Consider the following 19,016-nt stretch of genomic DNA (forward strand, 5'->3'; position numbering starts at 1 on the left):
GTCCTAGCCGGCCCTGCGATGCAAGCGCGAGAACAGCAGCGAACCGCCGATGGCAACCGGCACCAGTGGCAGCAACTGCAGCACCAGTTGGCGGTCAACCAGCCCGTTCCTGGTGAGGAACATGACCACTCCGGCCAGGATGAGGATCATCGGGAAGGCAAGGCCCTTGCTGCGTCCTTGTGTCGTGGATTCTTTCATGCCGATCTCCTTGTCAAGATGGCTCCACGATAATGCCGACCCCGGCACGCTGCCACGGCAATGCGACGAAATGCACGGATCGCGGAGCAAAGCGCATGTATGCGGGCACGGAGTGCGAAAAAAAGCCCGCACGGGACGGCGGGCCAAACCCATATTGGGCAGATATGGGTGAGACAGGCAGGCGGGCCGCAATGGCAGATCAGCTGCCGGACGAGGTGCCGGGGCGGACGGATTCCGCTGCGCGGATCGCTTCTTCACGCGATTTCCCGGTCGCGACATGGGTGTGCTCGACGAATTCGGACTGGTTGCCGACTTGCCCGTGGGCGTAGGCCTGTTCCAGCTCGGCGCGTACGTCGGCGCGGGATTTTCCGCCCGTCGTGCCGGTGTGTTCGACAAATTCCGCGTGCTGCGTCACCGACTGGCCTTGCGCATGGGCTCGATCGAGTTCGACGCGGACCTGGGCGCGCGGCGCTGTCGATGCGGTGGTGGCGTGCTCCACGAATTCGCTCTGGCGATTCAGTTCGCCGCGGGCGTAGGCTTGCTCGACTTGGGCGCGTACCTGCGCACGGGTAAGGACCGGATCCGCCGCAAACGCGCTGGCGGTGGTGGCGATCAGGGCAATGGCGATGCTGGACAGTTTGGCGTTCATTTGTATTCTCCAAAGAAATTAAAGGCGGCAAAACCGGTGCCGCAACCTGAAAACTTGTCACTACGCAAACCACTGCCCGGAACCGGCTAGTGACTTGCAAAATGCAAGCTACGGATTCATCATAAACCAGTGACTTTTATTTTGCAAGTAAGTACAATGAAAATCATGGACAAGCCCGACAAACCCGAAAAGTACTGCGCACCGCTGACCTGCCCGATCGTCCGTTCCGTGAAGCTGATCGGCGACGAATGGGTGCTGCTCGTGCTGCGCGCGCTGTTCCGTGGCGCGCATCGCTTCGACGAATTGCAGAAGCAGACCGGCGCGGCGACCAACATCCTGACCAACCGCCTTGGCAGGCTGGTCGAGGGGGGGCTCGTCGCAAAGAGTCCCTACCAAGAGCGGCCGGTGCGATTCAAGTACGAGTTGTCGCCTGCCGGCGTCGCCCTGTTCCCCGTCGTGCTGGAACTGATGCGATGGGGGGACGAATGGTTGCCGCGGGAAGATGCGCCGCCGGTCCGGCTGCTGCATACCGAGTGCGGCAAGCTTTCCCGGCCGGGCCAGCAATGTTCGGAATGCGGCAAGCCGATGACCGCGGGGAATGTGCGCGTGGTGGAAGGCGAAGACAACCCGGCGTTAAAGACCGCGTGAGATAGAATGCGCCATCCCCGGACGCGCGGCATGCGCGGCCGGTTTCTTGCATCCAACCCATTCCCTACGATGAGCGCATACCCTGTCATTCACTGGAGCGAGGCAGGCCAGGAACGCTCCGCCCGCTGGCGCTCCGAAGCCGCCGTTCCGCCGCCCAAACGCGTTGCCATCGCCGATGATCGAACCACGGCCGATGCCGCCTACCGCATGGCGTGCGAAGGCACGGCCCTGTTGTGGCGCGGCGATTTCCAGAATGCGCGGCAGTTGCTGCAGGCACTGGCGCGACGCACCGACCGCAAACCGAAAACCGGCAAGGCCGCGCCGGCCACCCCCGCCGAGGCATTCCATCTGCATCGCAAGGCGCAGGCGCAGCGCGCCCGCATCCTCGGCATGGTGCTGCTGCCTTTCGATGCCGGCCATGTTGTTCCGCTGCGGCGCGCGCCCGACGTGCAGCAGGCGTGCGAAGAAGCCTACGGCCCGGCGCATGAACCCTACGTGGCCTCGCTGCGCGAGCTGCAGGGGCTGGTCGGCGCGCACGAATGGCGCAAGAAGGGCGTCGACATTCCCGCGCTCGGCGCGAAGATCCATCCCTGGTACGGCGTGTTCTCGCCGGTGCGTGGCGAATATGTCGACCTGGTGGCGAAGGCGCCGCTGCCGTCGATGGCGCTGGCATTCGATATCGGTATGGGAACGGGCGTGCTTTCCGCCGTGCTGGCGAAAAGGGGCGTGGAGCGCGTTGTCGCGACCGACCAGGATCCCCGGGCGCTGGCCTGTGCACGAGAAAATATCGACCGTCTTGGTCTCTCGGCGCAGGTGGAACTGGTCACAGCAGACCTGTTCCCGCAGGGGCGGGCGCCGCTTGTCGTCTGCAATCCGCCCTGGTTGCCGGCACGGCCGAGTTCCCCCATCGAATACGCGGTCTACGACCCCGACAGCCGGATGCTGCGCGGCTTCCTCGATGGACTGGCGGCGCATCTTGCGCCGGGCGGCGAGGGATGGCTGATTCTTTCCGACTTTGCCGAACATCTCGGGTTGCGCACGCGCGACGAGTTGCAGGGCTGGATCGACAAGGCGGGATTGAAGGTGATCGGGAAGCTGGATGCTCGGCCGAGGCATCCGAAGGCCGCCGACGCAAGCGATCCACTGCATGCCGCACGATCTGCGGAAGTGACTTCGCTCTGGCGGCTGGTCGCAGCCTAATCTGCCGTCTCGACGCGATTGCGCCCCAGGCGCTTCGCTTGCAGCAACGCCTGGTCGGCCGCCTCGGTCAGGCCGGGGGCAGTGTGGTGGATGCTCGGGAAGGCCGCAACACCGGCACTGAAGGTCGCGTGCAGGGCGCCCTCTGGATGCGCATGCGGCAGTGCCGAGAAGTCGCGGCGGATGCGGTCGATGACCGGCATGGCGCGTGCCAGGTCTACGCCGGGCAGCGCGATGATGAATTCCTCTCCGCCATAGCGCCCGATCAAATCCACCGAGCGCAGTCGCCCCTTGAGCAGCCACGCCAGGCCCCGGATCACCTGATCGCCGACCGGGTGGCCGTAGGTGTCGTTGATCGATTTGAAATGATCGATGTCGATCATCGCCACGGTGAGCGCACCCTGTGTTTCGGTTTCCCGCACCATCGCTTGCAGGCGCGATTTGGCCGACGTGTGGTTGAGCAGGCCGGTCAGGCCGTCGAGGCGTGTCGAGCGCCGCGTTTCGCGGAAGCGTTCGATCCGCGTCTTGACCACCGCCGCCAGCAATACCGGGTTGAAGGGCTTCACCAGGAACTGGTCGCCGCCGAGCCGCAGCGCCTCCACCTGCATGCCGACATCCGATTCGCCGGACAGGTAGACGATGGGCAGCGCGCTGTAGGCGGCCATCTGCCGCAGCACGCGCGTCGCTTCCACGCCGTTGAAGCGCGGCATGTGCATGTCCATCAGCACGAGGTCGGGCTTGTACGATTCGAGCGCTTCGAGCAGCCTGGCCGGATCGTTGATCGCATGGCAGTCGATGTCGTGCTGCGCGAGCGTGCGCTGGATCAGCGCCACCGCGACGCGGGAATCCTCGACCACCAGCACGCGGTATTGTTCCTGCTCGTTGCTTTGCACGAGGTCGAGCACGCAATTGAGCACCATGGCGGGCTGGTCTTCGGCGGGAATGGTGACGTCGATGCCGGCGCGCATGAGTTCGACGATCGGCTCGATCGCCGATTGCACGCCGAGATAGAACAGCTGGCTCGCCGGACAGCTCTTGCGGATGGCGGCGATGCAATCGAACTGCACTTCACCCGGTTCGTCGGCGGCGGGAATGAACAGCACCGCCAGCGGCATGTCTTCGGGAAGGCGCAGCGCATCCCAGTCGAGCGCAAAGATCTTGAAGCCGAAGAACTTGAGCTGGCGGGTCAGCGCATCGGCCATCTCGCGCTTTTCGGGCGCGGTCACCATCCAGATCGCACGCGGCTTGATCCAGTCGATATCCGCCGTGGAAGGCGGTTCGTCCGAGCGCCGGCCGGCGGCGGAAGGGCGCGAGCTCGCCACGGCACCGAGCAACGTATCGACCTGGCGCTGCAAGGACTGGATGTCCTGTTGCGGGACAGGGTGCGTTTCCTGGTCTCCCAGCTTCGCCAGCGCCGCGTTCTCGAGTCCCTCGCACAAGCGCACCAGGCCGGGCAGGCGCAGGCGGTTGAAGTATTCGGTCAGGCTGTTGACGGCCACCGCAAATTCGATGAACTGTTCGAACCGTCCTTCGGCGACGTAACGCTCCCAGCGCGTGCGCAGCACGTAGATGCGGTCTTCGACGGGATCGGGAGAAAGCGTGTTCATGGTGGGAACAGATTATCCGGGATCGTTGTCATAAAGGAAAGCTCAACCCGGGTTGTCGTACCGCAGCCCGGTGCTATTCTTAATCATATCCGGAACGATAGGTTGCCGAGGGGAAATTCCATGCGCATGAGCGATGAAGAATATTTCCGCAGCTGTGTGGCCAAGGAGCGCCACCTGGCGCAGCTGCTCGGACATGAAGTGGAGGAGTACTGCGAGAATGCGGGCACACTCTGGATCAACACCGAGCCGGTGCCGCAATGGACGAGGGACTGGAATGCCTGCGGCGCGCTGCTGACCCAGTACGGCATTCCGCTGAGCTTTCACAAGGAGGCGGGAGAATCCCGCTGCAGTTCGGTCAAGTCAGGGCCGGTGATCGTCCACTTCGCCGATCATCCTAACCGCGAACGCGCCGTCATGTATGCGATCGTCAAGGCGGTGATCCACCTGCTCGAGCACGACAAGAGCTTCAAGGACCTGCACCACCCGCTGCACCTGCCCGGCATGCATCATCATCACTGATCCAGCGTTGCGGCAATCCGGAAGAGGACCAGACGCGCAGGTGCAGCTGCGACAGGGAGTACGGGTCGTCGAGCAGCGCGTTCTTCTGCGCATTGCCGAGGATCGCCGGTCCGCCGCGCACGAGCGCGGGCGTCACCGCAATCGATGCATCCGCGCGCGAGCGCGGCCTGCCAGCTGCGCATGCAAGCGCATTGAGCACGGGATCGACGGCAGCGCGGGAAAAATCGGCAGCCGCTTCCGCTTCCGCATGATGCGCCGCGGTTGCCTTCAGTTCCGCCGGAGGCGCCAGTTCTTCCGGTATCGCGAACAGCTTCGCCTTCCGCAAACGCCTTCCCAGCGAGACCCGGCTCGACAGCACCGAGAGCGGCCCTGACAACGCCAGTCCGCCTGCGATCGGCAGCAGCCAGGGCAGGAAGGAGGGATTGAGCAGGTAGACGCCTGCCGCCCACGCCACCCCGAGCGCCATGTGCCATCCGTGCTTGGCCAGGGCTTCGCGCCAGCCGGTTTCGGAATCGCCGCGCGGCGGCGACTTCCAGTGGATTTCCCAGCCAAGGAAGGCGGCAGCGACAAACCAGGTGTGGAACAGCATGCGCACCGGCGCCAGCAGCATGGAGAACAGCACTTCCAGCAGCATGCCGCCCAGCACGCGCAGCTTGCCGCCGAACTGCTGCGCACCGTGCGCCCAGACCAGCAGCACGCTCAGCAGTTTGGGCAGGAACAGCAGGGTCGCGGTCGCGGAGAACAGCGCGATCGCCTTGTCCGGATGCCATTGCGGCCAGATGGGAAACAACTGGCGCGGCTGCGTGAAGTATTGCGGTTCGGTCAGCGCGTGCATGGCCAGCATGCCGGTCGAGAGCGCGAGGAACAGGCACCACAGCGGCGCGGACAGGTAGGCCATGACACCGGTCACGAAGACGGCGCGATGGACGGGATGCATGCCGCGCGCGGTGAACAGGCGGAAGTTCATGAGGTTGCCATGGCACCAGCGGCGGTCGCGCTTGAGCTCGTCGAGGAGATTGGGCGGCATTTCTTCGTAGCTGCCCTCCAGGTCGTAGGCAATCCACACCGCCCAGCCGGCACGCCGCATCAGCGCCGCTTCGACGAAGTCGTGCGACAGGATGTCGCCGGCCAGCGATCCGCGGCCGGGCAGGGGAGCAAGCGCGCAATGGTGCATGAAGGGCGCAACGCGGATGATCGCGTTATGGCCCCAGTAATGCGATTCGCCCAGTTGCCAGTAGTGCAGGCCGGCGGTGAACAGCGGGCCGTAGACGCGCGTGGCGAATTGCTGGATGCGCGCATACAGGGTTTCGCGTCCCGCTGCGACCGGTGCGGTCTGGATGATGCCGGCACCCGGGTTCGCTTCCATCAGACGCACCAGGCGCGTGATGCAGGTCCCGCTCATCACGCTGTCGGCGTCGAGCACGATCATGTAGCGGTAGTTTTTTCCCCAGCGCCGGCAGAAGTCGTCGATGTTGCCGCTCTTGCGTTTCACGCGGCGCTTGCGGTGACGGTAGAAGATGCGGCCGAAGCCGTCCACTGCGCGGCACAGCGAGGCCCAGGCGGACAGCTCCGCCGCGCGCACGTCGCTGTCGCTGCTGTCGCTCAACACGAAGAAATCGAAATGCGCGAGATCGCCGCTGCGCGCCATGGATTCATAGGTGGCACGCAAGCCTGCCATGACGCGCGGTACGTCTTCATTGCAGATCGGCATGACGATTGCCGTGCGCGCCTTGTCGGGGATGGGCGCCGCGTCGTCCACCTTCCGCGCGATGCCATACCGGTCCCTGCCGCGCAGCAGGACGAGGAATCCCGCCATTGCCGTCCAGAATCCCGCAGATACCCAGCAGAACAGGATGGCGAACAGCGCGAGCAGCAGCATTTCCAGTTTGGCCTCGCCCTGGTACGGCAATACCTTGCCCATGAACCACGTGGCTACCGCTGTCTGCGACAGCATCAGCGCAAGCAGGATGATGCGGCGGACATTACCGAGGTAGCGCCAGTGTCCGCGCGGATCGGGACCATCGATGCCGTCGTCCGGATCGGGCAGCGGCATGTCCGCCGGCCACGGTTTGCGGTGTGCATCGTCGTCGCGGCGCTCCTGCCATTCGTTGCGCCGGCGCATGCGCTTTTCTGACCAGCGAAGGATGGGATTGAGTTCCCCCCACGGATGCGGCGCCATCGGTGCGCGATTGAGGGGCGGCGTGAATTGCATGCGGACATGCCTGCGCCGTTCGATGTCGAGGCGGCGGACGTTGCCTGCAGGTTGCGGTTCGGTGCTGCGGCGGTCGAACGCCAGTTGCAGTCTCCGCGTGATCGAACCGAAAGCCGGGTTGCCGCGGTCGGCCAGTCTTCCGGCAAGGGCATGATGCAAGCCCGTCATCGGTTCCTCGGCATGGGCCGCCATGCGCAGTTCGATCTCGCGCCGTTGCGCTTCGGTCAGCGGCAACCGGTCGAGGTAGTCGCCGGCAGGCGCGTCGGACGACGATCTTTGTCTTACTCCGGGGGAAGGATATAGCTCCACGTTTCCGATAAGGTGTTGTTGTTGCTGTTGAGGTAACCGCGCAACTCCACCGGTTTCTTTTCGTCGGTGCGGCGCAGCCGGACAGTCATGCGCCATCCGCCCGTCGCATCGTTGCGGATGGTATTCGTCTCCATGATCTTCCCGTTGGCGTCGGCGCTGACCACCGCATCGACCTTGTCGCCGGCCGCGAGTTTCTTCAGCGCCGGCCCTTCGAAATCGACCGACAGCGCAATGCTGTCGTCCGGCTTTTTCACCCAGCCATGACCGCGGCGCGTCTGCACCGTCCATGACGAGGGCGGACGCTTTTCCGCATCCTTCTGCCACAGCAACCGGTATTCGACATCGAAAGGCTCGCCGGGGCGCGGCGGGTTGTCGGGTACCCAGAAGGCAACGATGTTGTCGTTGGTTTCGTCCGGCGTCGGGATCTGGATCAGCTCCACCCGTCCGGCACCCCACTGCCCCTTCGGCTCAACCCAGGCGCTGGGGCGCATTTCATAACGCGCTTCGAGGTCTTCGTAACTGTTGAACTGGCGATCCCGTTGCATCAATCCGAATCCCGCCGGATTGTTCAGCGCATACGAGGTCATCAGCAACCGCCTGGGGTTCACCAATGGACGCCAGATCCACTCGCCGGTTCCCGACTGGATCGCCAAACCGTCGGAATCGTGTACTTCCGGACGGTAATCCTCGATCGGCGCGCGCTGGTTCTCGCCGAAGAAATACATGCTGGTGAGCGGCGCGATGCCCAGTTTGGACACGTTTTCGCGCAGGTAGAGTTGCGCCTTCACATCCACCGCGGTATCGACGCCCGGCCGCAGCGTGAAGCGATAGGCGCCCGCCACGCGCGGCGAATTGAGCAGGGCGTAGATGGTGAGTTCCTTCGATATGGAGGAGGGGCGTTCCACCCAGAACTCAGTGAACTGGGGGAATTCCTCGCCTGAACTCAACGCCGTGTCCACGGCCAGCCCGCGTGCCGAGAGCCCATACAACTGGCCCTTGCCCACCGCGCGGAAATAGCTCGCGCCGAGGAAGACCAGCACCTCATCCTTGTACTTCGTCGTGTTCACCGGATAGTGCACGCGGAAGCCGGCGAAACCGAGGCCGGCCAGGTCCCTGGGCTGGAGGTCGTTGGCGCCGTAATGGAAGGACTTCGGATCGAAGCGGATCTCCTGCACGTTCCTGCCCACGATTTCGTGTACTTTCACCGGCGTATCGAAGGTCCGTCCCTGGTGGAAAAAGGCGAGTTCGAACGGCAGCTTCGCATTGCGCCACCAGGACCGGGAAGGGTCGAAACGGATATCCCGGTACTGGTCGTAATCGAGGTTCGCCAGTGCTTTCGAGACATTCTTTTCCGGTTTCGCATAAGAGGTCGCGGCCAGGCGCCGGGCCTTTGAAGCGACATCTTCAAAGTTGAAAGCATGCGCATGCACTGTAGTGAGCAAGGACGCCAGCGCGATTGCACGGGCGGTGTTGATCCAGGTCATCGGATTCGCAGACATTTTCCTCTTTGCCGTATGGTCATGCGCGTATGTTGCAGGGCATCGCTGTTACCGCTTTGAGCATGGGCAATCATTGGTGAATTCGCTGCGGTTGCTTAGCTGAAAGGCGACGATGCACGCATGGAAACGGCGGTACAATGGCCGCTGCTTTCCCCATGGCCAGCCTTGCAGGGACATGATGAGACTGCCGACCTTCATCATCGACAATATCGATCGGATCATCACCGAGTGGAAACACGCGGCCCTTCCTGCCATGCTGCCGCTTGAGGGCCAGGCAAAGCAGATCCTGATGGCTGTCGCTGCCGACATCGAGTCCGGCGCCGGCCAGTCCACCTCTTCCTCCGCCGTCACCATAAGAACCGTGCTGCGTGCGACGCCGGACTTCGACGTCCAGCAGGTCGGCGAAGCACTGCGTTTGCTGCGTGCAGTGGTTCCTTCCATGTGGAATCCGGAGGATGGACATGCCTTCGACGAGTGGCGGCGTTTCCATGATGCGGTCGACTTCGCTGTCAGCGAGGCGATTGCGCAATATGCAATCCAGGTGGAACGCACACGCTCCCTGTTCCTGGGCATGCTCGGCCACGACCTGCGCACGCCGCTGACCGCCATCGACATGACATGCCAATACCTTGCGAGCGACGATGCGCCGCCCGAGCACAAGCTGGAGGCTGTCGCCCGCGTAAACCGCTGTGCCCGAACCATGGAAGGCATGATCCGGGATGTGCTCGACTTCGCGCGCTCGCGCCTGGGCAAGAGCATGTCGGTCGCGAAGAAGCCGGTCGATCTCGGCACTGCCTGCCATGAGGCGCTGGAGGACATGCGTGCAGAGCATCCGCACTGCGAATTCCGTTTCGCGCAGCCGGGCAGCCTCGACGGCGTTGCCGACGGCGCGCGCCTGCGCCAGGCGCTGCGCAATCTGCTGGGAAGCGCGGCGCGCAACAGGGCGCGCGGGGCGCCCATCCTCTTCCATGCATCCAGGGCGGGCGACCGGATCATCTTCCGGATGACGTGCAAGGGGCAGGCCATGTCGCCCGACACATTGCGCACGATGTTCGATCCCCTTGCGCAACTGGCCATCGCGGCGGCCAACCCCGACGGCAATCCTCCCGCCGACCTCGGCCTGGAACTGTTCATCGCGCGTGAAATCCTGCGCGTGCACGGCGGCGATGCCGGTATCGCCGCAGGCGACGACGGCGAGCTGGTATTCGAGGCCTGGTTGCCGGCATAGCCGCCTACGTACTTTTGCGGAGCGGGATCGGTGTTTCATGCAGGCAAGATGGACTTGCTTGTATTAGATCAAGGCTGCGCAATTTGCTTTGCGGCATCATTGCCTTTCCGCGCGTTCCGTTCGCCTGCCATGATCAAGAAAATCCGAGTGGACCAGCTCAAGGTCGGCATGTTCGTCCATGATTTCAATTGCTCGTGGATCAACCATCCCTTCCTGACCAACCGGGGGCTCGTTTCGTCCGAGTCCCTGCTGGAAAAGATTGCGGCTGCGGGCTTGCGCGAAATCTATATCGATACCGCAAGGGGGCTCGATGTCAGCGATGCGCCGACGGCCGAGCAGGCGCAGGCGGTGATCGAAGCCGAACTGCAATCCCTCGCCAGCCAGCCTTCCACCAGCCGGCTGCGCATCTCCGTGAGAGAAGAGCTCAACCGTGCCGCGCAGGTGAAGCATCGTGCACACCGCATCGTGCGCGATGCGATGCGCGATGTGCGCCTCGGACGCGCGGTGGAGCTCGACCAGGTCGAGCCGGTGGTGCAGGAGATCACGGAATCCATCCTGCGCAACCCTGGCGCCCTGATCGGACTGCTGCGCATCAAGAGCAAGGACGATTACACCTTCCTGCATTCCGTCACCGTCTGCACGCTGGTCGTCGCCTTCTGCCGCTCCCTCGGCATGGATGCGGAAACGATGCACCAGGCGGGCCTCGGCGGCTTGCTGCACGACGTCGGCAAGGCCCTGGTGCCGGACGAGATACTCAACAAGCCGGGAAAGCTGACGGAAGAGGAATACGCCATCATCAAGCGCCATCCGCAGGATGGTTACGACATCCTCCTGCGTTCCGGGTCCGTCGGCGAGATTCCGCTCGACATCACGCTGCATCACCATGAACGCATGGACGGCAGCGGTTACACCAAGCAGCTGCCGGGCGAAAGCATCAGCATGCTGGCGCAGATGACCGCGCTGGTCGATGTGTACGACGCGCTCACGTCCGACCGCTGCTACCACAAGGCGATCCCTGCGGCCGAGGCGCTGCGCAAGATCTTCGAGTGGAGCAAGAACGAATTCAATCCGCAGACGGTGCAGGCCTTCATGCATTGCGTCGGCATCTACCCTGTCGGCACCCTGGTCAGGCTGCAGTCCGGCCGCCTCGGCGTGGTCGTCGAGCCGCACGAAACCGACCTGCTGAAACCCAAGGTCAACGTCTTCTTCAGCACGCGGTCGAACACCTACATCCGGCCGGAAGAGGTCGATCTTTCGCGGCCGTTCGGCATGGGCGGCGGCGACCGGATCATGAGCCACGAATCGCCCGACAGGTGGCGCGTGGATCCGCTCAAGTTCATGAGCCTGCACTAATGAAACTGATCTTCCTCGCGTAATACTCGCCGCCGCTGCAAGCGGCCGGCGAGATCTGCTTTTTTAGCGCATTCCGCGCATCATCCCCATCGCATAACAATATGAACGATATCGTTTCTCCGCTTTCCTTGTTGCCGTCCATTCATCCCATCATCGGCAACCGTGTCGAGCTGAACCTCTTCACCACGCTGCGCTGCAATCTCAAATGCACCTACTGCTCCGAGAGTTCGGTGGTCAATTCGCAGGGCAAGCCCAGCTATTCGCTGGAGGCGCTCGACAACTTCATCCGCACCCACCTTGACCAGCATGAGAAGTACGTCACCTTCTACGGCGGCGAACCGACGCTCAATGTCGAATTCATGGAGCAGGTGATGCAGCGTTATCCGCACTTCCGCTTCCAGCTCCAGACCAACGGCACGCTGCTGCACCGTTTGCCCGATCACCTGCTGGCGAAGCTGTCCAACGTGCTGGTGTCGGTGGACGGCGGCGAGCAGATCACCGACGGTTTTCGCGGCAAGGGCGTGTACCGCCGCGTCATCAACCGCGTCGAAAGCATCCGCGGCAAGCTTGGCGGCTCGTTAACTGCGCGCGTGACCTGGGGCAGCGAGGACACCAGCTTCGAAGAACTGGACGAACTGCTGCAATCCTTCGACTACGTGTACTGGCAGTTCGTGCAGAGCGATGGCGCGTATGCGGCGCAAGCGATGGAGAAGAAAAAGCGTGTGCTCACGCAACTGGTGGATCGCTTCTTCGCGAGCAACGACACCCTGTACCCCTTCATCCCGATCATGGGCATCGTGCGCAACAAGGTGCTGCCGTCGCGCGCCATCGAGCAATGCTCCGGGCACGCGCAATGCCGCGCGTCGACGCATATCCTCAATGTGCTGCCGGACGGTTCGATTTTCCCCTGCCCGGACATGACCGACGACACCGGCATGCAGCACGGCAGCGTGACCGAAAACTGGCTCGCGCGCAGCCCCCTGCAGCCGCATCCGGACATGCCTTGCCGATCCTGCGACGCCTATTCCTTCTGCCGCGGCAACTGTATGAAAAATCTGCATGTTGCGTATGTCAGAAAGGACGAAGGCTACCGCCGCAATGTGGTGGAACCCGTATGCGAGCTGCTCAAGTTCCTGGGTGAGGAAATCGACCGTCGCGATCCGCGCGGCTGGTTTGCCCGCGCGCCGCTTGCGCTGCGCGACGCGATCGCCAATTGCGAGGTGTACGAGTACGTGGAAGTCATGCCATGATTGCCGTGCATGCATCCTTGCGCGGGCTGGACTACACTGAAACCAGCGCAACCGGCCGGCGCCTGTTCCGGCCGGAAAGCTGGCGGCCCAGCAAAAGGAGGACGCATGCACGCCTATATCGTCAAGACTCCAGACGGTTATCTCTACCCGTTCGCGGACGACGTTTCCCTGACCGATGACCAGACGCTGGCCTGGCACTTCCTCAGCACGCACGAGGCGCGGGAGATGGCGCAAAGCCGTGGCTATTACGATGGCGGATTCAATATCCTGCGTGTCGAGGTCGAACAGGACAAGCTGAATCGTCACGAAGGCGGCTGAACTTGCGTACCCTCCCGGTCTCTAAACGATCCATGGAAAGGAGTCCGCGATGAGAACCACCAGTCCGAACCGCAACAGCCAGCAGGCTGCCGGCCGCTTCGAGCAGCGCCGCAAGCAGTCCGGCGACCAGCACGTCCTGCCGGAAGACGAACCTCGGGAAGACCCGCATCGTCCGCAGCGCATCAGCCGGGAAGACATGCAGAAGATGCGTCCGGCCGATCCCGACCCGGACGATCCGGCCTCGCCGTAAGCTTCATCACCTCGTCTGCCGCCGGCGTCAGGCCGGTGCCGGCGGCGCCTCCGGAATCATCGTGCCCGGCATGGTCGTGGTTTGCGTGACGTTGTTTCCCTGTCGTGCACCGAGCACCATTTCCGTCATCCAGCTGACCAGCAGCGCCGTATATGCCCGTTGCCAGCGTTCTTCCGACAGGCCGTGGTCGGCGCCGTCGATTACGCGATAGGTCAGCGAGCGCGACTGCACGCAGGCATCCCGGTAGCTGCAGATCACCTCATGCGGGATGGTCGTATCGTGTTCCGATTCCACCAGCAGCACGTCTCCCTTGAATTCGGCGCAGGCGCGCAGGGCGCAGTTGTCCTCCGGGTGCACCAGGCTGCGCCGGTAGGAGGCGAGATCCTGTTCCCTGTGCAGCTGGCGCTTCGGCAGACCCCATCCATTGTCCATGTACAGCGCCGGCACGCGCAGTGCCAGCCAGCGGACCCGGCGCATCGATGTCAGGATTGCCCCGAGGTAGCCGCCGTAGCTGCTGCCCACGATCGCAATCGATGCAGGATCGACCGCGCGGTGCGCGGCAAGAACGTCGTAGGCGGCGAGGACATCGTGCAGGTTGTTCTCGCGCGTGACCGTTTCATGCTGCGGCTGCGTGCCCGCATGACCGCGCAGGTCGAATGTCAGGCAGACGCATCCGAGCGCCGCCACTTCCTGCGCGCGGGCAAGGTATTGTTCCTGGCTGCCGCCCCATCCGTGCACGAACAGCACGCCAGGCAGTTTCGTATCCGGCGTGACGAGGGTGCCGGCGATATGTCCGCCGTCGACAGCGATGCGTATCGTGTCGTCACGTGTTGCCATAGTCCTCCAGTCTTGCATATTTCGTGAGCGGACCGACCCTGTCGTCATTACCCTGGAAATACACTGCCGCATCCGGCGGCAGGGAGGGATTCTCGCCGTAGATCTCGGTCGTCGACGCACGGACCACGGACAGGGAAGGGGCGTCCCGGAAGGCTTCCAGCGCGCTCACTTCCGCGCCGCTCGCGCCACCGATGCGCCAGGACTGCTCCAGCACACCGGAATACCAGCGTCCTTCTTCATCGACACCTTGCGCGATGTCATAGTTGCATCTGGATGCAAACATTCCCGGATAGCAGGCCATGGCCGCCGCATGATAGGTGCGCGCCTGCGCAATCGCGACGTGGACCTGCTGGCCGAGGGGGAGTTGCAGCAGTTCATCGAAGCCGCCGCGCACGACGATCAGTTCCGATCCGCCGTAAACTTCCGCGCCCCGGTTATCCAAGGTAAGCCGCTGCGTCCCGCAATAGGTGGCGAGGAAATTCCCCACGCGCACCTGTCCGACGCTGCGTGTTTCCGGCTGCCTCAGGTTGCGCTCCAGCACCAGCCCGATGCGCTCCAGTTCCTTCGTGTCCAGTCTTTCGAGTTCATCTTCGAGCTGCTGCATGTCCGTGACAACCGATTGCCCGAGGCCGCCAATCCCGCTGGGCTTCTTCACACGAAGCGGGCCGCGTTCGAGCAGCTGCTTGCCGGCTGCCAGCGCATCGCGCCGCGAAAATGCCGAGTAGCCCGGCAGGACCACGTCATGCACGCGCCGGCAGAATTCGTCGGACCAGCACTCGGGAATACGGACGGCGGAAGGCGGCAGTGCGTGCGTAATCGTCTTTGTTGCCACAAACGCATGGGGAACCATGCCGCCGAACAAGTCATCCTCGCCGTTAACCTCCAGCTCATCGGCCAGTTCGGCACGGACCAGTGTGTCGTTCGGTACAAAATACAAAGGCCGATCATATCGGCATGCCGGGTCGAAGCCTCCGCCATAGTCGTCGCCGCGGATGCCGGCGATCCTTTCCGCCAAGGCATCCTGGGTGGCAATTTCATGGCTGCATAAATCCGTCCTGCAGGAATAGACCACAACTATGGAGGGGGTATTTCCCTGTTCGCGCACGTTTTGCATCGGGCGAGGAGTGGCGGAATGCATGTGTCGATCTCCAGAGGTGCCGTCGGCGGCACGTTGCATTCGATACGGAAGCAAAAAACAGGCCGTTGCAATGCATGCGGTACGGAAATGTCAAGAGGTGAACGTTACTGCCTTGCCACCCTTATTCCCGCAAAAACGTTTACGATGACGTCTTGGCCTTTCGGAAAGGCGCACCGCTCCCATGATCACGAATTCCAGCCTTACCACAGCGCAGCTCAACGGCATTCTCAGCATTGCCGACGATGCGATCATCTCTGTCGATAGCGAGCAGAAGATCATCCTGTTCAACCAGGGGGCCGAGCGCGTGTTCGGATGGAAGGCGGAAGAAATCATCGGCAAGGAGCTGAACAAGCTGCTTCCGCCGCGCTATCACGAAGGGCACCACAAGCACATCGCGGACTTCGACCGCTCCGGCAAGGAAGCGCGGAAAATGGGCGAACGCCGGGCGATTTTTGCCATACGGCGCGACGGTACCGAATTCCCGGCTGAAGCATCGATCTCCAAGCTGGTGGTCGGCGGCACGACCATCCACACGGTCATCCTGCGCGACATCTCTGCGCGCAAGGCCTACGAACGCGAACTCGAGGACGCCAAGGAACGCGCCGAGGCGGCGATGCAGGCCAAGAGCATGTTCCTGGCCAACATGAGCCACGAGATTCGCACGCCGCTCAACGCGGTGATCGGCATGACCAGCCTGCTGCTCAACACGCGCATCGACGAAGAACAGCGCGATTACGCACAGACGATCCGCGCCAGCAGCGAAGTGCTGCTCACGATCATCAACGACATCCTCGATTACTCGAAGATCGAGGTCGGCAAGCTCGACATCGAGCGCCAGCCCTTCGACCTGCGCCGCTGCGTCGAGGAATCGCTCGACCTGCTCTCGTCCAATGCGGCAGAGAAGAACATCAACCTGGCCTACTTCATCGACGACAGCGTTCCCGCGCAGCTCGTCGGCGATGTCACGCGCCTGCGCCAGATCCTGGTCAACCTGCTGTCGAATTCCATCAAGTTCACCCACCGCGGCGAAGTCGTGGTGTCGGTGTCGGCACATGCCGGCGAAGACCAGCTCCACGAAATCACCTTCTCGGTCAAGGACACCGGCATCGGCATACCGGAAGACCGGCAGGCGGAGCTGTTCCAGGTGTTTACGCAGGTCGACGCATCCACCACGCGCAAATACGGCGGCACCGGCCTGGGCCTCGCCATCAGCAAGCGGCTGGCGGAAGTGATGGGCGGCCGCATGTGGCTGGAGAGCGAAGTCGGCGTCGGATCGACCTTCCATTTCACTATCACGGTGGAGGCATCCGGCTCGCAGCTGGCGCACAGCTTCCTGCAGGAGCGCTCCTCGTCGCTCGCCGGACGGCGCGTACTCATCGTCGATGACAACAGCACCAACCGCCGCATCCTGGTCAAGCAGTCGCTGCTGTGGGGCATGGTGCCGTCGGCGGCCGCCTCCGCCATCGAGGCGCTCGACCTCGTGCGCCACGGGCATGCATTCGATGTCGGCATCCTCGACATGAGCATGCCGGAAATGGACGGCCTCGGACTGGCGCTGGAAATCCGCAAGTACCGCGATGAATACGCGCTGCCGCTGATCATGCTCACTTCGGTCGCCAACCGTCCGCGCGACGCCACGCTGGCGCTGGTGAAGTTCGCCGCCTACCTGAACAAGCCGATCAAGCCCACCGCGCTCTTCGATTCGCTGCTGCACGCGATGCGGATCGAACCGGTGCATGCGCAGCCGGTGCGGCCGCGCGCCGCCAACGGCAAGCTGGCCGAAGCGCATCCGTTGAAAATCCTCGTCGCCGAGGACAACACCGTCAACCAGAAGGTGGTGCAGCAATTGCTGGCCCACCTCGGCTACCGTGCCGATGTCGTGGCCAACGGTGTCGAAGTGCTCGATGCGCTGGAACGGCAGAACTACGATGTCGTGCTGATGGATGTGCAGATGCCGGAAATGGATGGCCTGGAAGCGACGCGCCGCCTGCGCGCCCGCTACGGTTCTGCCGGACCGCGCGTGATTGCCATGACCGCCAACGCCATGCCCGGCGATCGCGAGAAATGCCTGTCCGCCGGCATGGATGCCTACGTGTCCAAGCCGGTCGAGCTGGATGACTTGCGCAGCGTGCTGGTCGACGTGGCGGGTTCCGGCCGCATCGACATCGAGGATTCGTCGCCGATCATCGACCGCCGCCGCATCGACCAGCTGCTCGAACTGCAGGATGAAAACAACCCGACACTGGCGTCGGATATCATCCAGCTGTTTATCAACGATTCGCCCAAGCATCTGCAGAACATCGGCGACGCGCTCTCCGCCGGCAGCGCCGAGGACTTGCTGTCAGCGGCGCACCGCTTCCTGTCCAGCATTGAAAACCTTGGCGCCCATCGCATGCGCAAGCACTGCATGGAGCTGGAGCGGCTGGGCAGGGAAGGCACGCTGGAAGGCGGGGCGGCGCTGCTCGACAGTTTGCGGCGCGAGTTCGACATCGCGCGCCAGCACCTGCTGACGATCGTGCAGTCGGCTTAGCCCGCCGGCAGTACGAGGTCCGATGTCTCCGGACATACCCAGCGCACATATTCGCGCGTCGTATCCACGCATCCCCCGTCCACATACACGCCGCTCGGTTCCCGGTGCCGCATCATCCTTGCCATGATGCGGTCGATTTCCGAGGAATCGGCGAGCGATGCGCGCATGCGTTCTTCGACGATGTTCTCGTCGATGCGCAGGTCGCCTTCGCTGTCGCGGTAAGCCGCATGGCGCCAGTGGAATATCTCCAGGCACTTGCTCGTCAGCGTATAGGGTTCGGCGCGTTTCCAGAAATTGCTGAACAGGCCGCCGCCCAGGTACATCACCCATGAGCCTTCGTAGCCCGAGGCATCGGACGAATGGTCATCCGGGTTGCGGAACCAGGTGCGGTCGCCCGGCACGAAGTATTTCAGCGGCAGGGGGGCATCCATCGAGCCGTGCTCGCGCAGGAATACGTCGTGGAATTCGCCCGACATGATGGCGCGGGATTCCCAGTGGCGCTGCAGGCGCTCCAGCAGGCCGGGGTTGCAGGAAGCCATTTCCTGCGCCAGGCCCAGCAGGATGACGTACTCGGTCGCGCGGTAGCAGGAAAAGGAATAGAGCGTGCCGGATGCGTCGGGCTGCGTGGCCTTCCGCACAGCCTCGATCAGCGGCTTCCCGGGCAGCAGCGTGAAACCGCGTCCCTCCGCGTACGTCCAGTAATCCGCGGGCCGTTCCGCCTCGCTCGTGTGGAAGGCCAGCGCCGTTTTTCGCGCGGCATCGACGATGTTGCGGCGGATATGCACCGCGCACATGAGTTCGTCGAAGGAGGGAAACACGAAGGGAATGGGGCCGGCCAGCATTGCGATGAAAATCTCGCGTTCGAGATCGCGGGCAACGGTGGTGTCGAGGCGGAGGGTGTCGCACAGGTGCGTGGTATCGCATCCGGGTGTCCATGCGCGGCCGGATTCCTCATCCAGCTGCAGCCGCACGTTCTCGCCGCCGGGATCCACGATGCATCTTGCCTGCCGGTGGATGCCGAGATCTTCGAGATAACCGAGCAGCTTCTTGCGGTCGTTCTCCGCCGCGGCAAAACCCCGGCCCTTGAACACGATGCCGCCAGTCACCAGGACCGCGGCGCGGAACGATGCGTCCATGCGCGTTTTCTCCCCAACTTTTTGCCGATCCTCGTCTGTCGCGAGGTATGGCTGGTTGCAGCGCGATGGCTGCCGTGAATCGACTATAGCCGCCGGGAAAGGGGCAAGTCAATTCTACAAAAGTAATAGGGAAATAAG

17 protein-coding genes are annotated in these 19,016 nt (G+C 63.2%); 9 read left to right on the forward strand and 8 right to left on the reverse strand.

Annotated features, from left to right (window positions below):
- Positions 1–3: 3 nt before the first annotated feature.
- A complete protein-coding gene (locus tag AC3WOY_RS15500; RefSeq protein ID WP_492425316.1) occupies positions 4–198 on the reverse strand; it encodes a hypothetical protein in 195 nt (64 codons plus the stop codon).
- Positions 199–397: 199 nt separating this feature from the next.
- A complete protein-coding gene (locus AC3WOY_RS15505; protein WP_492425318.1) occupies positions 398–847 on the reverse strand; it encodes a DUF4148 domain-containing protein in 450 nt (149 codons plus the stop codon).
- A 165-nt stretch (positions 848–1,012) separates the two neighbouring features.
- On the opposite strand from AC3WOY_RS15505, the gene AC3WOY_RS15510 reads away from it, so the two are divergent.
- Complete coding sequence (locus AC3WOY_RS15510) at positions 1,013–1,495, forward strand: winged helix-turn-helix transcriptional regulator (RefSeq protein WP_492425320.1); 483 nt, start codon at positions 1,013–1,015, stop codon at positions 1,493–1,495.
- Positions 1,496–1,564: 69 nt separating this feature from the next.
- Positions 1,565–2,695 (forward strand): methyltransferase, encoded by a 1,131-nt coding sequence (locus AC3WOY_RS15515; RefSeq protein ID WP_492425322.1) that lies wholly within the window; start codon positions 1,565–1,567, stop codon positions 2,693–2,695.
- Here AC3WOY_RS15515 and AC3WOY_RS15520 read toward each other — a convergent pair.
- Positions 2,692–4,299: a GGDEF domain-containing response regulator gene (locus AC3WOY_RS15520; protein ID WP_492425324.1), complete on the reverse strand. Its 1,608-nt coding sequence runs from the start codon at positions 4,297–4,299 to the stop codon at positions 2,692–2,694. The genes AC3WOY_RS15515 and AC3WOY_RS15520 overlap by 4 nt on opposite strands.
- Before the next feature lie 126 nt (positions 4,300–4,425).
- On the opposite strand from AC3WOY_RS15520, the gene AC3WOY_RS15525 reads away from it, so the two are divergent.
- Entirely contained in the window at positions 4,426–4,818 is a 393-nt protein-coding gene (locus AC3WOY_RS15525; protein WP_492425326.1) for an aminoacyl-tRNA synthetase, read from the forward strand.
- Here the strand turns inward: AC3WOY_RS15525 and mdoH are convergent.
- On the reverse strand, positions 4,766–7,339 hold the full coding sequence (mdoH, locus tag AC3WOY_RS15530; protein ID WP_492425328.1) for a glucans biosynthesis glucosyltransferase MdoH: 2,574 nt from the start codon (positions 7,337–7,339) through the stop codon (positions 4,766–4,768). The two genes, AC3WOY_RS15525 and mdoH, sit on opposite strands and share 53 nt — an antisense overlap.
- Positions 7,312–8,838, reverse strand: coding sequence for a glucan biosynthesis protein G (locus tag AC3WOY_RS15535; RefSeq protein ID WP_492425330.1), 1,527 nt, complete (start codon positions 8,836–8,838; stop codon positions 7,312–7,314). Before AC3WOY_RS15535 ends, mdoH begins: the two co-directional genes overlap by 28 nt.
- 175 nt (positions 8,839–9,013) lie before the next feature.
- Here AC3WOY_RS15535 and AC3WOY_RS15540 point away from each other — a divergent pair, with 175 nt between their 5' ends.
- From AC3WOY_RS15540 to AC3WOY_RS15560, 5 genes are all read left to right on the forward strand, one after another.
- On the forward strand, positions 9,014–10,066 hold the full coding sequence (locus AC3WOY_RS15540; protein WP_492425332.1) for a sensor histidine kinase: 1,053 nt from the start codon (positions 9,014–9,016) through the stop codon (positions 10,064–10,066).
- A 129-nt stretch (positions 10,067–10,195) separates the two neighbouring features.
- Positions 10,196–11,419: an HD-GYP domain-containing protein gene (locus tag AC3WOY_RS15545; RefSeq protein ID WP_492425334.1), complete on the forward strand. Its 1,224-nt coding sequence runs from the start codon at positions 10,196–10,198 to the stop codon at positions 11,417–11,419.
- A gap of 101 nt (positions 11,420–11,520) precedes the next feature.
- A complete protein-coding gene (locus tag AC3WOY_RS15550; protein WP_492425336.1) occupies positions 11,521–12,669 on the forward strand; it encodes a radical SAM protein in 1,149 nt (382 codons plus the stop codon).
- 105 nt (positions 12,670–12,774) lie between these two features.
- Positions 12,775–12,987, forward strand: coding sequence for a hypothetical protein (locus AC3WOY_RS15555; protein WP_492425338.1), 213 nt, complete (start codon positions 12,775–12,777; stop codon positions 12,985–12,987).
- Positions 12,988–13,036: 49 nt separating this feature from the next.
- A complete protein-coding gene (locus AC3WOY_RS15560) occupies positions 13,037–13,237 on the forward strand; it encodes a hypothetical protein (RefSeq protein WP_492425340.1) in 201 nt (66 codons plus the stop codon).
- A 27-nt stretch (positions 13,238–13,264) separates the two neighbouring features.
- Here AC3WOY_RS15560 and AC3WOY_RS15565 read toward each other — a convergent pair whose 3' ends face one another.
- Positions 13,265–14,074, reverse strand: coding sequence for an alpha/beta hydrolase family protein (locus AC3WOY_RS15565; RefSeq protein ID WP_492425342.1), 810 nt, complete (start codon positions 14,072–14,074; stop codon positions 13,265–13,267).
- A complete protein-coding gene (locus AC3WOY_RS15570; protein ID WP_492425344.1) occupies positions 14,061–15,212 on the reverse strand; it encodes a DUF3182 family protein in 1,152 nt (383 codons plus the stop codon). Before AC3WOY_RS15570 ends, AC3WOY_RS15565 begins: the two co-directional genes overlap by 14 nt.
- Before the next feature lie 181 nt (positions 15,213–15,393).
- On the opposite strand from AC3WOY_RS15570, the gene AC3WOY_RS15575 reads away from it, so the two are divergent.
- Positions 15,394–17,742, forward strand: a complete 2,349-nt coding sequence (locus AC3WOY_RS15575; RefSeq protein WP_492425346.1) for a response regulator — start codon at positions 15,394–15,396, stop codon at positions 17,740–17,742.
- On the opposite strand, the gene AC3WOY_RS15580 is transcribed toward AC3WOY_RS15575, so the two are convergent.
- Complete coding sequence (locus tag AC3WOY_RS15580) at positions 17,739–18,878, reverse strand: hypothetical protein (protein WP_492425348.1); 1,140 nt, start codon at positions 18,876–18,878, stop codon at positions 17,739–17,741. The genes AC3WOY_RS15575 and AC3WOY_RS15580 overlap by 4 nt on opposite strands.
- Positions 18,879–19,016 lie beyond the last annotated feature (138 nt).

Source organism: Noviherbaspirillum sp. FW303-A3 (assembly GCF_058788695.1).